Annotated in this window: 17 protein-coding genes and 1 tRNA gene; 13 read left to right on the top strand and 5 right to left on the bottom strand. The window is 64.0% G+C overall.

From position 1 onward, the window contains the following. Positions 1 to 123 precede the first annotated feature (123 nt). The 3 genes from XM53_RS08315 to XM53_RS08305 all read left to right on the top strand — a co-directional run bounded on the left by XM53_RS08315 (position 124) and on the right by XM53_RS08305 (position 3,009). Complete coding sequence (locus tag XM53_RS08315; protein WP_057792188.1) at positions 124 to 2,166, top strand: ASKHA domain-containing protein; 2,043 nt, start codon at positions 124 to 126, stop codon at positions 2,164 to 2,166. A 134-nt stretch (positions 2,167 to 2,300) separates the two neighbouring features. After that, the gene (locus tag XM53_RS08310) at positions 2,301 to 2,870 is read left to right on the top strand and encodes a hypothetical protein (RefSeq protein ID WP_236544440.1); all 570 of its coding nucleotides are present in this window, start codon (positions 2,301 to 2,303) and stop codon (positions 2,868 to 2,870) included. Between the two features lie 65 nt (positions 2,871 to 2,935). Then, a tRNA-Gly gene (locus tag XM53_RS08305) sits at positions 2,936 to 3,009 on the top strand. Between the two features lie 41 nt (positions 3,010 to 3,050). Here the strand turns inward: XM53_RS08305 and XM53_RS08300 are convergent. Then, entirely contained in the window at positions 3,051 to 3,290 is a 240-nt protein-coding gene (locus tag XM53_RS08300; protein WP_057792184.1) for a hypothetical protein, read from the bottom strand. Positions 3,291 to 3,470: 180 nt separating this feature from the next. Between XM53_RS08300 and cmk the strand changes: the two genes are divergently transcribed. The 3 genes from cmk (at position 3,471) to rpsA (ending at position 6,311) form a co-directional block, all read left to right on the top strand. Then, entirely contained in the window at positions 3,471 to 4,085 is a 615-nt protein-coding gene (gene cmk / locus XM53_RS08295) for a (d)CMP kinase (protein WP_057792182.1), read from the top strand. After that, complete coding sequence (locus XM53_RS08290) at positions 4,082 to 4,426, top strand: hypothetical protein (RefSeq protein ID WP_057792180.1); 345 nt, start codon at positions 4,082 to 4,084, stop codon at positions 4,424 to 4,426. The genes cmk and XM53_RS08290 overlap by 4 nt, the downstream gene beginning before the upstream one ends. A gap of 199 nt (positions 4,427 to 4,625) precedes the next feature. Continuing rightward, the gene (gene rpsA / locus XM53_RS08285) at positions 4,626 to 6,311 is read left to right on the top strand and encodes a 30S ribosomal protein S1 (protein ID WP_057792177.1); all 1,686 of its coding nucleotides are present in this window, start codon (positions 4,626 to 4,628) and stop codon (positions 6,309 to 6,311) included. 82 nt (positions 6,312 to 6,393) lie between these two features. On the opposite strand, the gene XM53_RS08280 is transcribed toward rpsA, so the two are convergent. Then, entirely contained in the window at positions 6,394 to 6,987 is a 594-nt protein-coding gene (locus XM53_RS08280) for a TetR/AcrR family transcriptional regulator (RefSeq protein WP_057792175.1), read from the bottom strand. A 73-nt stretch (positions 6,988 to 7,060) separates the two neighbouring features. Here XM53_RS08280 and bdcA point away from each other — a divergent pair, with 73 nt between their 5' ends. The 7 genes from bdcA to trpB all read left to right on the top strand — a co-directional run bounded on the left by bdcA (position 7,061) and on the right by trpB (position 11,980). Further along, positions 7,061 to 7,774, top strand: coding sequence for an SDR family oxidoreductase (gene bdcA, locus XM53_RS08275; RefSeq protein WP_057792173.1), 714 nt, complete (start codon positions 7,061 to 7,063; stop codon positions 7,772 to 7,774). A gap of 345 nt (positions 7,775 to 8,119) precedes the next feature. Beyond that, on the top strand, positions 8,120 to 8,404 hold the full coding sequence (ihfB, locus tag XM53_RS08270; RefSeq protein ID WP_057792171.1) for an integration host factor subunit beta: 285 nt from the start codon (positions 8,120 to 8,122) through the stop codon (positions 8,402 to 8,404). Further along, positions 8,404 to 8,754 carry a lipopolysaccharide assembly protein LapA domain-containing protein gene (locus tag XM53_RS08265; RefSeq protein ID WP_057792169.1) on the top strand — a complete coding sequence of 117 codons (351 nt, stop codon included), beginning with the start codon at positions 8,404 to 8,406 and terminating at the stop codon, positions 8,752 to 8,754. The genes ihfB and XM53_RS08265 overlap by 1 nt, the downstream gene beginning before the upstream one ends. Positions 8,755 to 8,765: 11 nt before the next feature. Continuing rightward, positions 8,766 to 9,410 carry a phosphoribosylanthranilate isomerase gene (locus XM53_RS08260; protein WP_057792167.1) on the top strand — a complete coding sequence of 215 codons (645 nt, stop codon included), beginning with the start codon at positions 8,766 to 8,768 and terminating at the stop codon, positions 9,408 to 9,410. Next, a complete protein-coding gene (locus XM53_RS08255) occupies positions 9,407 to 9,856 on the top strand; it encodes a GNAT family N-acetyltransferase (RefSeq protein ID WP_057792165.1) in 450 nt (149 codons plus the stop codon). The genes XM53_RS08260 and XM53_RS08255 overlap by 4 nt, the downstream gene beginning before the upstream one ends. A gap of 43 nt (positions 9,857 to 9,899) precedes the next feature. Beyond that, positions 9,900 to 10,523 (top strand): class I SAM-dependent DNA methyltransferase, encoded by a 624-nt coding sequence (locus tag XM53_RS08250; RefSeq protein WP_057792163.1) that lies wholly within the window; start codon positions 9,900 to 9,902, stop codon positions 10,521 to 10,523. Positions 10,524 to 10,750: 227 nt separating this feature from the next. Then, positions 10,751 to 11,980 (top strand): tryptophan synthase subunit beta, encoded by a 1,230-nt coding sequence (gene trpB, locus XM53_RS08245; RefSeq protein ID WP_057792416.1) that lies wholly within the window; start codon positions 10,751 to 10,753, stop codon positions 11,978 to 11,980. 34 nt (positions 11,981 to 12,014) lie between these two features. Here trpB and XM53_RS08240 read toward each other — a convergent pair whose 3' ends face one another. The 3 genes from XM53_RS08240 to XM53_RS08230 all read right to left on the bottom strand — a co-directional run bounded on the left by XM53_RS08240 (position 12,015) and on the right by XM53_RS08230 (position 13,948). Beyond that, positions 12,015 to 12,308: a hypothetical protein gene (locus XM53_RS08240; protein ID WP_057792161.1), complete on the bottom strand. Its 294-nt coding sequence runs from the start codon at positions 12,306 to 12,308 to the stop codon at positions 12,015 to 12,017. 238 nt (positions 12,309 to 12,546) lie between these two features. Next, positions 12,547 to 13,344 (bottom strand): EF-hand domain-containing protein, encoded by a 798-nt coding sequence (locus XM53_RS08235; protein WP_057792159.1) that lies wholly within the window; start codon positions 13,342 to 13,344, stop codon positions 12,547 to 12,549. 217 nt (positions 13,345 to 13,561) lie between these two features. Then, positions 13,562 to 13,948, bottom strand: a complete 387-nt coding sequence (locus XM53_RS08230; RefSeq protein WP_408006054.1) for a DUF2237 family protein — start codon at positions 13,946 to 13,948, stop codon at positions 13,562 to 13,564. Positions 13,949 to 14,010 lie beyond the last annotated feature (62 nt).

Below are 14,010 nucleotides of genomic sequence, written 5' to 3'. Positions count from 1 at the left end.
GCCAAAATTCGTATGAATTTGCGGGGTCGCGGGCGTGCCAAATTCTGCCGGTCGCAGGCTTTCGGCGGCGCGGGAAAGCGGTATGGTGCCGCTGGGACGTGCTTTGGCCAAAGGCGATGCAAGATGAACGAGACTGATCCACTGGTGGTATTCACGCCCTCGGGCAAGCGCGGGCGGTTCCCGAAAGGCACACCGGTGCTGACCGCGGCGCGCCAGCTGGGCGTCGACCTCGATTCGGTCTGTGGCGGGCGGGGTATCTGTTCCAAGTGCCAGATCACGCCCGGCTATGGCGAGTTTTCCAAGCATGGCGTGACGGTGCGTGAGGGCGCGCTGTCTGAGTGGAACGCGGTTGAGGAGCGCTATGACCAGAAGCGCGGGCTGAAGGCCGGGCGGCGGCTGGGCTGTCAGGCGCAGGTGATGAGCGACATCGTGATCGACGTGCCGCCCGAGAGCCAGGTCCACAAACAGGTGGTGCGCAAGGCGGCCTCGGCCCGGGTGATCCAGATGGATCCGGCGACGCGGCTTTACTTCGTCGAGGTGGACGAGCCGGACATGCACGAGCCCACCGGCGATCTGGAACGGCTGGAACGGGCGCTGCGCGAGCAGTGGGAGATCGCCGAGATCACAGCCGACCTTACGCTTCTGGCCAAGCTTCAGCCGGTGCTGCGCAAAGGCAAGTTCCGGGTGACGGTGGCCTTGCACAAGTCGCACCTGGACCCGGTGCCGCGGGTGATCGAGATCTGGCCGGGGCTGCATGAAAGCGGCCTATACGGGCTGGCGATCGATCTTGGGTCGACCACGGTGGCGGCGCATCTGACCGACCTGGAAAGCGGCGAGGTCAAGGCGTCGTCGGGTATCATGAATCCGCAGATCCGGTTCGGCGAAGACCTGATGAGCCGGGTGAGTTACGCCATGATGAACCCCGGCGGCGACCAGGAGATGACCCGCGCGGTGCGCGAGGCGATCAACACGCTGGCCGAGGAGATTGCCAAGGAAGCCGAGATCGACCCGAGCCTGATCGTCGAGACGGTGTTCGTGTGCAACCCGGTGATGCACCACCTGCTTCTGGGGATCGACCCGGTGGAACTGGGGCAAGCGCCCTTTGCGCTGGCCACGTCGGACAGCATGGCGCTGGAGGCACGGGAACTGGAGTTGAGCGCGATCAACACGCGGGCGCGGGTCTACGTGCTGCCCTGCATCGCGGGGCATGTGGGTGCGGATTGTGCCGCCGTGGCCTTGAGCGAGGAGCCGGGGAAATCCGAAGACCTGGCGCTGATCGTGGATGTGGGCACGAATGCCGAGATCCTCTTGGGCGACAAGAGCCGGGTGCTGGCCTGCTCCTCGCCCACCGGACCGGCCTTCGAGGGCGCGCAGATTTCCAGCGGGCAGCGGGCCGCGCCGGGGGCGATCGAGGCCATCCGGATCGACCCGGAGACGAAAGAGCCGCGCTTTCGCGTGATCGGATCGGACAAGTGGTCGGACGAAGAGGGCTTTGCCGAGGAGGTGGGGCCAGGCGGCATCACCGGCATCTGCGGCTCGGGCATCATCGAGGCGGTGGCCGAGCTGCGCATGGCGGGACTGATGGATGAAAGCGGGCTGATCGGATCCGCCGAGGCGACCGGGACGGCGCGGATGGTGCCGGAAGGGCGGACGCATTCCTACCTGGTGCATGACGCGACGGCCGAGGGCGGGCCGCGGATTACCGTGACGCAAGGCGATATCCGGGCGATCCAGCTGGCGAAGTCGGCGCTTTACGCCGGCGCGCGGCTGCTGATGGACCAGCGCGGCGTGGACAAGGTGGACCGCGTGGTGCTGGCCGGGGCCTTCGGTGCGCATATCAGCGCGAAACATGCGATGGTGCTTGGGATGATCCCGGACGTGCCGCTGGACAAGGTCACGAGCGCGGGCAACGCCGCAGGCACGGGCGCGCGCATCGCGCTGTGCAATGTGGGCGCAAGGCGGGAAATCGAGCGGGTGGTGCGCGAGATCACCAAGGTGGAAACCGCGATCGAGCCGAAATTCCAAGAGCATTTCGTGGCCGCCAACGCCATTCCGCACAAGACCGATCCGTTCCTGGAACTGGCCAAGGTGGCGCCGCTGCCGAACCCGTCGTTCAACACCGGCGGCGGAGACGAGGGCGGACGGCGCCGGCGGCGGCGGGGCTGAACCGACGGTCGACAATGGGATTGCGCGGCACCGGGTGATTGCGCAAAGTGGAGCCAAAGCGCCGGCGCGCCCGACGTGGCGGCGTGTTTCGTCCTTTCCTGCCCAGCGTGGCGCAACCGATTGATCTGGCCGATATGACACCGAAATCTCTTCTGTTTCCCCTTGTCCTTGCAACCGCCGCTACAGCCTTGCCGGCAATGGCCTGCCCGGGCCCCGAAGCGCTGGACACCGGCGTGGTGTTCGAGACCCGCGACGGGATGATCGAGACGCACCGGCGCTTTGCCCCGGAGCAGATCCTGATCCAAGCCGAGTTTCCCGACGGCTCGGGCTCGATCCTGGAGACGCGCCACGGGCTTTACCTGGCCAGTTCGACGCCGATCGAGGACGGGGTCGTGAAGGTCGGCCAGAAGGATGTCTTTGCCAGCTACGCCGACCTGGAGAAATGGGATGAACCGCGTCCGGATGCAGCATGGAGTAACGACAGCAGCGGCGGCGGGACGGCGAAATCGGGGCCGCTGACGACGATCAAGCTGGGGCCATGCGCCTACCCGGCCTTCGAGATCGACCTGACCTTCAACGATGACCCGACCTATACCGAGCGCTATCATTACCTGCCGAAAATGGGGATTGGCCTGTTGGTGGCCAGCACGTCGGACGGAGACGAGGAGACTTACACCTATACCGAGGTGCGGGCCGCCGAATGAACCGGCGCGGCGCCGAATCTGTCTTGACCGGACAGGACCGGCGTCATACCTAGACGGTCGCGCAGGCGGGTATGATGTAATGGTAGCCTGTCAGCTTCCCAAGCTGAACGCGCGGGTTCGATTCCCGCTACCCGCTCCAAGCTTCATCCCCGCATGATGCCCGAAAGACCGCCGCGCCTGCTAGCGCGTGTAGGCGTTCTGAACGGACGCTGCGGCATCGGTCGTGGCATGGCCGTGGTCGATGGTCAGGAACATTCCCGCCGACATCAGAAAGCCCGCCAGCAGGATCACCTCGGCAAAGGGCAGGCCGGACAACAGCCCCCGACCCCAGGCGCGGCGCACGCAGGTGCGCGCGCGCGGCTTCGGTGCGGGAGGACTGAGGCGGATTTCGGAAGTATCGTCAGGTTGATCGTTACACATGGTTTTGGCAGCATCCGGTATTACAAGCCCGCTTTGCGCGTCAAAGATGCCAGCAATAGGGAGGTTTTGCCTTTTTCTTGCCGTACTGGGCTGTTTTGGCCGATAAAGCCGGGCGGAATGCGGAAACAGAGTGTTCGCGGGCGGATCACGCGCAGCGGACGGAACAAGGCAGGGTAAGAGATGGGTTTCACGGTGGCGATCGACGGGCCGGCGGCGGCGGGCAAGGGCACGGTGGCACGCGCGGTGGCCGAGAGGTTCGGTTTCGCGCATCTGGACACCGGGCTGTTATACCGTGCAACGGGACGGCGGACGCTGGACGGGACCGAGCCTGTCGAGGCGGCACGCGCACTGACGGCCGAAGACCTTCAGGCGGACGACCTGCGATCTGCCGAAGTGGGGCAGGCCGCCAGCCGGGTGGCCGCGGTGCCCGAGGTGCGTGCCGCGCTGGTGGAGTTCCAGAGGGCCTTCGCGGCGCGGTCCGGTGGCGCGGTGCTGGACGGGCGGGACATCGGCACGGTGATCTGCCCCGAGGCGAACGTGAAGCTCTTCGTGACGGCAAGCGACGACGTGCGGGCGCAACGGCGGCTGGAAGAGCTGGTGGGCAAAGGTGCCGACACTACATATGACGAAGTTCTGGCCGACCTGCGCCAGCGCGACGAACGCGACTCGGCGCGGGCCACGGCACCGCTGAAACCCGCGCCGGACGCGATTTTGCTGGACACGACGACCTTGTCGATAGACCGCGCCGTCGAAGCCGCCTGCGCCGAGGTGGCGCGGGTGCGCGCGGCGTCATGACCGCAAAAATCACCTTTCATCGGGGCGGCGGCTGGATGGATATCTTTCGCGCCTACCGCCTGATGGTGACGGGCGAGGAGGTGGGGCGTATCAAGCGTCACAGCCGGCTTACGGTCGAGGTAACGCCGACCCAGCACATGTTGCGGGCCAGCATCGATTGGTGCGGCAGCAATTTGCTATACGTGGACCTGTCGGACGGCGGGTCGGTGGAGGTTGACGTCTTCAACCCCAACGGGCCGTTCCGCGGGCAAGGCAAGATGATACGCACGCCGGGCGAGTACCTGGAACTGCGGCTGCGCGAGGACGGGCCGGAGAGCGAGCAAAAGCAGGATACCCCTTGATTGTCATGGCCGCGCGGGCTATAGCGCCCTTCGTCGACAAGGCGGAACCGCCGCAGAGCATTGAGAGCGAGCAGGGTCGGGAATACCGGCCCTCTTTGTTTTGCGTTCCTGGCGGACCCGTCTGACCAACGAAACCTTGAAGACCGGCGGAGACAACCGCGCGGCCGGACACAACGAAACGTTAGGATTGAAACGCCACATGGCTCAAAACGCATCGATGGAGGAATTCGAGGCCCTCCTTAATGAAAGCCTCGAAATGGACACCCCCCAAGAGGGAACGGTTGTCAAAGGCAAGGTCATCGCTGTTGAAGCGGGACAAGCCATCATCGACGTCGGTTACAAGATGGAAGGCCGCGTCGAGCTCAAGGAATTCGCAAATCCCGGTGAAGCGCCCGAAATCGAAGTGGGCGACGAGGTCGAGGTGTTCCTGCGTTCGGCAGAGAACGCCCGTGGCGAAGCTGTCATTTCCCGTGAAATGGCCCGCCGCGAGGAAGCCTGGGACCGCCTGGAGAAAGCATACGCGGACGACGCCCGTGTCGAAGGCGCGATCTTTGGCCGTGTCAAAGGCGGCTTTACCGTCGATCTGGGCGGTGCCGTGGCCTTCCTGCCCGGCTCTCAGGTTGATGTGCGCCCTGTGCGCGACGCCGGCCCGCTGATGGGTCTCAAGCAGCCCTTCCAGATCCTGAAAATGGACCGTCGCCGCGGTAACATCGTTGTCAGCCGCCGCGCCATTCTGGAAGAGAGCCGCGCCGAGCAGCGCGCCGAGGTCATCGGCAACCTTTCCGAAGGTCAGGCCGTGGACGGCGTGGTCAAGAACATCACCGAATACGGGGCCTTCGTGGACCTGGGCGGTGTCGACGGCCTGCTGCACGTCACCGACATGGCATGGCGCCGTGTCAACCACCCCTCCGAGATCCTGAACATCGGCGAGACCGTCAAGGTCCAGGTGATCAAGATCAACAAGGAAACCCACCGTATTTCGCTGGGCATGAAGCAGCTGCAGGACGATCCGTGGGATCTGGTGGCCGCCAAGTACCCGCTGGAATCAGTGCATACCGGCCGTGTCACGAACATCACCGATTACGGTGCCTTCGTTGAGCTGGAGCCCGGTGTCGAGGGCCTCGTGCACGTCTCGGAAATGTCCTGGACCAAGAAGAACGTCCATCCCGGCAAGATCGTGTCCACGTCCCAGGAAGTCGAGGTCATGGTGCTGGAGATCGACCAGGCCAAGCGCCGCGTGTCTCTGGGCCTCAAGCAGACCATGCGCAACCCGTGGGAAGTGTTCGCGGAAACGCACCCCGAGGGCACCGAGGTCGAGGGCGAAGTCAAGAACATCACCGAGTTCGGCCTGTTCATCGGTCTCGATGGCGACATCGACGGCATGGTGCACCTTTCGGACATCAGCTGGGACGAGCGTGGCGAAGACGCGATCCAGAACTACAAGAAGGGCGATGTGGTCCAGGCCGTCGTCTCGGAAGTGGATGTGGAGAAAGAGCGCATTTCGCTGTCGATCAAGAACCTGGGCGGCGACAAGTTCGCCGAGGCCGTGGGCGGCGTGAAGCGCGGCTCGATCATCACCGTCGAGGTCACCTCGATCGAGGATGGCGGCATCGAGGTGGAATACGAAGGCATGAAATCCTTCATCCGTCGCTCGGACTTGTCGCGTGACCGTTCTGAGCAGCGCCCCGAGCGGTTCTCGGTCGGTGACAAGGTCGATGTGCGCGTGACCAATGTCGACGGAAAGACCCGCCGTCTGGGCCTGTCGATCAAGGCGCGCGAGATCGCCGAAGAGAAAGAAGCCGTGCAACAGTATGGCAGCTCGGATTCGGGCGCCTCGCTGGGTGATATCCTTGGCGCCGCGCTGAAAGGCGACGACGACAAGTAAGCCGGAGCCGGCTTGCAGATTGGAAAGGCCCCGCTGCGATGCGGGGCCTTTTTTCTTTGGCGCGCCGGGCCGATATGTCGGGCTAGGATACAAGGTCCTCGCTCAGCACCTTGCCGGCCATACGGGCGGTGGTGCGCAGCCGTTCGGCGTCGTGGCCCTCGCGGGCGCTGGAGGAGAGGCCGGCCATGACGGTGACGACGAAGTCGGTCACGCGGTCTGCCGCCTGCGGGTGGCGGCGGGCGACGAAGGCGCGAATCCTGTCCTCGGCGCCGTGATAGAAGGCGCAGGCCGCCGCGCGCGCTTCGGCGTCGTCGCAGCGCCGGCCCTCCAGCACCAGACAGCCGGGTGCATCGGGATTGGCGCCGTATTGGTGTGCGGCCTCTTCCAGCAGGTCCGTCAGGCAATCCGCTACCCGTCGGTCGTCCCGCAGAAGATCGGTCAGCGCGATGGCACCGTTTTCGGCATAGCGGTCCAGCACGCGGGCATAGAGCCCGATCTTGTTGCCGAAAGCGGCGTAGAAACTGGGCGGCTTGATCCCGATGGCACGGGTCAGGTCAGCCACGCTGACGGCGTCATAGCCGCGGGCGTGGAACAGGTTCTGCGCGGTAGCGACGGCCTTGTCCGGGTTGAAACGGCGGGGCCGCCCGCGTGTTTGGTCTTTTTTTGTATCGTTCATTACATAAATACCTTGAACCGGTGGTCCAAGTATTTATGTAGCTCTCGTTACATTAAACATCAAGGAGGGGCAGATGCCCACATTCAAAGGAAAATCCGTACTGGTCCTCGGCGGCAGCCGCGGTATCGGAGCGGCCATCGTGAGACGCTTTGCCGGGGACGGCGCCGATGTGACGTTCACCTATGCCGGATCGCGCGATGCGGCCGAGAAGTTGGCCGAGGAAACCGGCAGCACCGCGGTTCAGACCGACAGTGCCGACCGCGACGCGGTGATCGCGCGGGTGCGTGACAGCAGCCCGATCGACGTGCTGGTGGTCAATTCCGGCATCGCGATCTTCGGGGATGCGCTGGAGCAGGACCCCGATGAGGTGGAGCGGCTGTTGCGGATCAATGTGCATGCGCCCTATCACGCGGCGGTAGAGGCGGCACGGCAGATGCCCGAGGGCGGGCGGATCATCGTGATCGGGTCGGTCAACGGGGACCGGATGCCGATCTCGGGAATGGCGTCATATGCCGTTAGCAAGTCTGCTCTTCAGGGGCTGGCGCGGGGGTTAGCGCGCGATTTCGGGCCGCGCGGGATAACCGTGAATGTCGTTCAGCCGGGGCCGATCGACACCGATGCCAACCCGGCGGACGGGCCGATGAAAGACCTGATGCACAGCTTCATGGCGATCAAGCGTCACGGCACCGCCGACGAGGTGGCCGGCATGGTTGGCTGGCTGGCCGGACCAGAAGCGGGTTTCGTGACGGGCGCTATGCACACGATCGACGGCGCTTTCGGCGCGTGACGCGCGAAAGTCATCGGCAAGGCAGGGCGCAGTCCGTCCTGCCGGGCCAAACGCGCGCGGTACCGCCCGGTGGCGATGCCTATCCGGGGCACGTCGGATGGGCATCCCTAGGCCGGCCCGGGTGGCGCCGAATCAATCTACGGAGGTCCGCACGATGCCCGGACAGAGGGGCGCCGGGCTCGCCACTCGGATAGGAAAAGAGCCGCGCGTGGTGAAGCGTCGCCGGAATTCGCGGTGATTTTCCGAGTTTATCCGGTAGGTTGCAGTTTCTAATTGCGCTTTTTCTATCTATAGTCGTTAAAGTCGATACGCTGCGCGAACCAAGAACAACGCCGGGGGGAACCGATGATACGGTCGGAATTAATCCAGAAGATCGCCGACGAGAATCCACATCTGTATCAGCGCGACGTTGAGCGCATCGTGAACACCATTTTCAACGAGATCACCAATGCCATGGCCGAAGGCAACCGCGTCGAGCTGCGCGGGTTCGGCGCGTTCTCGGTCAAGAAGCGCGATGCGCGGACCGGGCGCAACCCCCGCACCGGCGAGTCGGTGCAGGTCGAGGAAAAACATGTGCCGTTCTTCAAGGCGGGAAAGCTCTTGCGTGAACGGCTGAACGGGAAATCCTGATGCGTTACATCCGCTATGCCTCTATCGCCATCTTCGCGCTGGCTCTCATTCTGATCGCCCTGGCCAACCGGCAGGTTGTCGAGGTTCAGATCCTGCCAAGCGAACTGGGCGGGATGGCAGCCGTAAACCCATCGTACCAGTTGCCGCTGTTTCTGGTGATGTTCGGCGGGATCCTTGCCGGTCTGGTGATCGGGTTCATCTGGGAATGGATCCGCGAGGCGAAGGAACGTGCGGCGGCGGCCCGGCAGGCGCGCGAGATGCAGCGCCTGCGCGCCGAGGTGCGGCGTCTGAAAGGCGAGCGCAACAAGGATCAGGACGAGGTGCTTGCGCTTCTGGACGAGGCCAGCTAACCGGCTGCGTCATGGCGCAGGACATTCGGATCAAGATGTGCGGGCTGACCCGGCCCGAGGATACCCCCGCCGCGGTTGCGGCAGGGGCGGCCTATGTGGGCTTCGTGTTTTTCCCACCATCGCCCCGCTATGTAAGCCCTGAACTGGCACGCGAGATGGCGCTGGCGGTGCCGCCGGGCGTGGCCAAGGTGGCGCTGGTGGTCGATGCGGATGACGCCTTGCTGGACGAATTGACCAACCGCGTGCCGCTGGACATGTTGCAGTTGCATGGACAGGAGAGCCCCGAACGGGTGGCCGAGATCAAGGCCCGCTATGGCTTGCCCGTCATGAAGGTGGTGGGCGTGCGCGAGGCTAGCGACCTTGAGGCCATCGACCGTTACGCCGGGGTGGCCGACCAGATCCTGCTGGATGCCAAACCTCCGAAGGATGCAACCCGCCCCGGGGGGAATGCCGAGAGTTTTGACTGGAGCCTGATTGCGGGGCGCGAGTGGAACGTGCCGTGGATGCTGGCCGGGGGCCTGACCGTGGAGAACGTGGCCGAGGCGATCCGGGTGACGGGGACGCGGCAGCTCGATCTGTCCTCGGCGCTGGAAAGCGCGCCGGGGGTGAAGGACCACGGAAAGATGCGCGCCTTTGCCGATGCGGCGCGGGCGTGATCCGGTTTCGTGAGGCCGGAGAGCCGGATGTCGCCGCCGTGGTGGCGCTTTTAAGCGATGATATGCTGGGGCAGGGGCGCGAAGGGGCCGACCTCGCGCACTACGAGGCGGCTTTTGCCCGGATGCAAAGCGAGGGCAACAACCAGCTGATCGTGGGCGAAGACGATGCGGGACGGATCGTCGCCAGTTACCAGATCACCTTCATCAGCGGGCTTTCGCTGCGCGCCGCACGCCGGGCGCAGGTGGAAAGCGTGCGCGTGGCTGGCCACTTGCGCGGGCAGGGCGTGGGTGAGGCGATGTTCGAGGACGCCAAGGCGCGAGCGAGGGCGGCGGGCTGCACGCTGATGCAGCTGACGATGAACACGGGCCGAAAAGATGCCAACCGCTTCTACGAGCGTCTCGGCTTTGTCGCGTCGCATACCGGGTTCAAGATGCCACTTGATTGACGCCTCGGCCCGCTTTGCCCAAGCTGAGGCAAAGGAGAGACGCATGAACCATCAAGATCTGGACGACGTTTACGGCGCGAAGAGCGCAGATGAATCGAGGGCGATCTATGACACGTGGTCAACCTCCTACGATGCGGACTGCCTGAGCAAAGGGTTCCGATTGCCCGCGCTGGGGGCCGGGCTGTTGGGGCGGTACCTGGGCGACGCGGACGCGCCGGTGCTGGACGCGTGCTGTGGCACCGGGTTGGTGGGAGAGACGCTGCGGCTGATGGGATATGACCGGATCGTCGGCTGCGACCTGTCGCCGGACATGCTGAAGTTCGCCGACCGGACCGGGGCCTACGAACGGCTGGAAGAGGCCGATACCGGCGTGGGATTGCCGTTCGACGACGACGCCTTCGCGGGATTTGTCTGCGTCGGGGCGTTCGGGCCGGGCCATGCGCCGCCGGTGACTCTGGATCATCTGGCGCGGGTCACGCGGCCCGGCGGCATTGGTGTGTTCAACCTGCTGGATGCCACATGGGAGGAGCAAGGCTTTCCACCGGTCCTGGACAATCTTGTCGCGTCGGGCGCGTGGGAGGTGATTTATACCACGCCGTCCTTTCGGCCCTTCCTGCTGGCGGAGCCGGACTTGCTGAGCACCGGCTATGTCGTGCGAGTGAGGTGAGCGCCCGAGAATATTCGTACGAATATTCTTGGGGCCGCGTGTCGCAGAGGAATGCGCTGGAAACCGGCGGGCCCGTGGCCTATTGAGGCGCTAAAGCGTTTCGCGATAAACCTGAAATACAGCTTACCCGCGAAACGCAGCACAACAGCCAATCGTTGCACGCGTTTCGCCTTTCGCTGATGGCTCAGGTTAATGGCGAAACGCTTTAGCAAACAGGGATGATGACCATGAACGATCTCTTCAACTCCTTCATGACCGGCCCCGACGAAAAAGGGCGTTTCGGAGAATTCGGCGGGCGCTTCGTGTCCGAGACGCTGATGCCGCTGATCCTGGAACTGGAAGAGCAGTACGAGAACGCCAAGACCGACCAGAGCTTCTGGGACGAGATGGATTTCCTGTGGAAGCATTATGTCGGCCGGCCAAGCCCGATGTACCATGCCGAGGGTCTGACCGAGCGGCTGGGCGGTGCCAAGATCTACATGAAGCGCGACGAGCTGAACCACACCGGTGCGCACAAGATCAACAACGTGCTGGGGCAGATCCTGCTGGCGCGGCGCATGGGCAAGACGCGCATCATCGCCGAAACCGGCGCGGGCCAGCACGGCGTGGCCACGGCGACGGTCTGTGCCAAGTTCGGGCTGAAATGCGTGGTCTACATGGGCGCGCATGACGTCGAACGGCAGCGGCCCAACGTGTTCCGCATGAAGCTGCTGGGCGCCGAGGTGATCCCGGTCACCAGCGGGCGTGGAACGCTGAAGGACGCGATGAACGATGCGCTGCGCGACTGGGTGACCAATGTGCGCGATACTTTCTACTGCATCGGCACGGTGGCGGGGCCGCACCCCTATCCGGCGATGGTGCGCGATTTCCAGTCGATCATCGGCAAGGAGGCCAAGGAACAGCTGCAGGAGGCCGAGGGCCGTCTGCCCGACACGATCATCGCGGCCATTGGCGGCGGGTCGAACGCGATGGGGCTGTTTTACCCGTTCCTGGACGACAAGGACGTGAACATCATCGGAGTCGAGGCCGGTGGCAAGGGCGTAAACGAGAAGATGGAGCATTGCGCGTCACTGACCGGCGGGCGACCCGGGGTGTTGCATGGCAACCGGACCTACCTGTTGCAGGACGATGACGGGCAGATCCTGGAAGGCTACTCGATTTCCGCCGGACTGGATTATCCGGGAATCGGACCCGAGCATTCCTGGCTGCACGAGATCGGGCGCGCGAAGTACGTGTCGATCACTGACAAGGAAGCGCTGGAAGCGTTCAAGCTGTGCTGCGAAGCGGAAGGGATCATTCCGGCGTTGGAGCCGTGTCACGCGCTGGCGCATGTGATGAAAATCGCGCCCGACCTGCCGAAAGATCACATCCTGTGCATGAACATGTGCGGGCGGGGCGACAAGGACATCTTTACCGTCGCGCGGCACCTGGGCTTCGAGATGGGCGAGGGCGACTAGGGCGCCACTCGTCCGGGGGGTGGCGTGAGGACGGTCAATCGTCGTCCTCGTCGGCCTCATCCTCCTGGCCATTGTCATCCTTGGACGTCTCCCGGTCTTTGATGCGGTCGTCGTCCGTTTGGTCCTCTTCGTCGTCGTTCTCGCCGACATCTTCACGGTCTTCGTTGCCGTCTTCACGAAGTGAATCGTCGAAAAGAAAACCGGCCGCGTTGAGTTGGATCTGATCCGAGGTCATGGGCCGTTTCGGGTCGGATGCGCCGGTGTCGTCGGCCATGACCGCACTGGAAAGCATGATAGCGGTAGCGGAGAAAGCAAATATGCGGCGCATTCGAAACCCCTTCGCTTACTGGTATTGACGCGCCGACGGGCGCGGCATCATTTCATTGAGATAGCGTTGGGCGGATGCAGAGCAAGTCGGCGGCAGGGGCGCACGCGGTTGTGGCGAGAGATTGCCACGTGCCGGGCGCGGCCGCGAGAGCGCATGGCGAGGCGTGCGAAAAAACGCGCCAGACCGTTTGGTCCGGCGCGCTATCAACATGTCGTGCACCACGCTGACTCTGATCAGCTTACACGAGCGAGTAGTAATAGATCACGACGGGAACCGTCGTTTCGTCGCTCGCGCTTTGCGCGGCGCTGTCGCTGGTATCGCTGCTGCCCGAGGCATCGGCACTGTCGCTATCCACATTTTGGCTTTCGGACGTGCCTGCGGTCATGTCCAGCGCCTTGGTTCCGGCGCCGCGGTATTCTTGCGGTGACAGAGCGCCCGAACCGTCGGCATCCATCGCGTCGAAGCGCTTCTGAAGAGCCTTGTCGCTCCAGTCCTTGTCGACCTCGCCCTCATACTCCGCTTGGGTGACCACGCCGTCACCATTTCCGTCGTACATCTGGAACCGCTCAACGGCCGTCTTGGCAAAGCGCTCTGCGTCGTCGGTATCCTCGGCAATAGCTGACTTCATGTCAGAGTCGCCGCTCTTCCAGATCTTGTTGGTCGTGTTCTGCCATTCGTCGACCGTCATCTCCGATTTATCGCCGGCGCCAAGATCGGCCCAATCACGCGACGTGCCGTCGGTCTGCGACGTGTCCATCGCGGCCTGCTGCTTTTCCTGTGCGTTGCCGATGCAGTTGACGATTTCCTCGCGGTCGACCGAGCCGTCCTTGTTGAGGTCGAGCGCCGCAAATTCGGCGTCGCGTGCCTCCTTGATTTCCTGCTCGCTCATGAAGCCGTCCTTGTTCTGGTCGGCGGGCATGAACGCGGTTTCGCAAAAGGCGGGCATGTCGGTTTCGCCCTCACTTTGCTGGGCCAGCGCGGGGCCGGCCGTGGCCAACGCGGCGGATGTCAGGATGGTTGTCGTCAGGGTCTTCATGTTGCGTCTCCTTTCGTTTTTGCAAACGGTCGGGAGGACGGTGTGGCGTCTCTCCTCCGATTTTGACGTCTCGGAGTCAGAACGTGTCTTGGCGGTGTGAGTTCCTTATTTTTCAACGGTCGCAGCTCCGGATGTCGCCCGGCCGTCAGTGCATCGGCTGATCTTGAGAGGCGCGACCGGACCCTGTGATGCGTGGCAGTGCGCCGGACAAACCGTCTTAGGACGTTGCGTCCGAGGCGTGCTCTTTGAGGATGTCGATGGTCACGATGTCGAGCGCGCGGGCGTGGGTGGCCTCGAGCCGTACCTGGGGAGCGCAGCCTTCGTCATGGGCTTGCAGGAAGCGGCCCGCGCAGAGGCACCAGTGGTCGCCGGGCTTGAGCCCCGCAAAGCCGAATTCGGGGCGCGGTGTGGAGAGGTCGTTGCCCACATATTTGGAGTAGGCGAGGAATTCGGCGGTCATCAGGGCGCAGACCGTGTGGCTGCCCTGATCCTCGGCGCAGGTGTTGCAGCGCCCGTCGCGGAAAAAGCCGGTCATGGGCGCGGTTGAGCAGCTTTCGAGCTTGCCGCCCAGCACGTTGACGGAGGTGTCCATTTCGATAGCCATGCGATGCTCCCTTAACCGGTTGGGCATATCCTGCACGTGCCGTGCCCGCGGGGCAAGGGAGG

The organism is Roseovarius atlanticus, from assembly GCF_001441615.1.
In the GTDB taxonomy this organism is placed as follows: domain Bacteria; phylum Pseudomonadota; class Alphaproteobacteria; order Rhodobacterales; family Rhodobacteraceae; genus Roseovarius; species Roseovarius atlanticus.
This window is presented reverse-complemented; position numbering and strand designations above follow the sequence as displayed.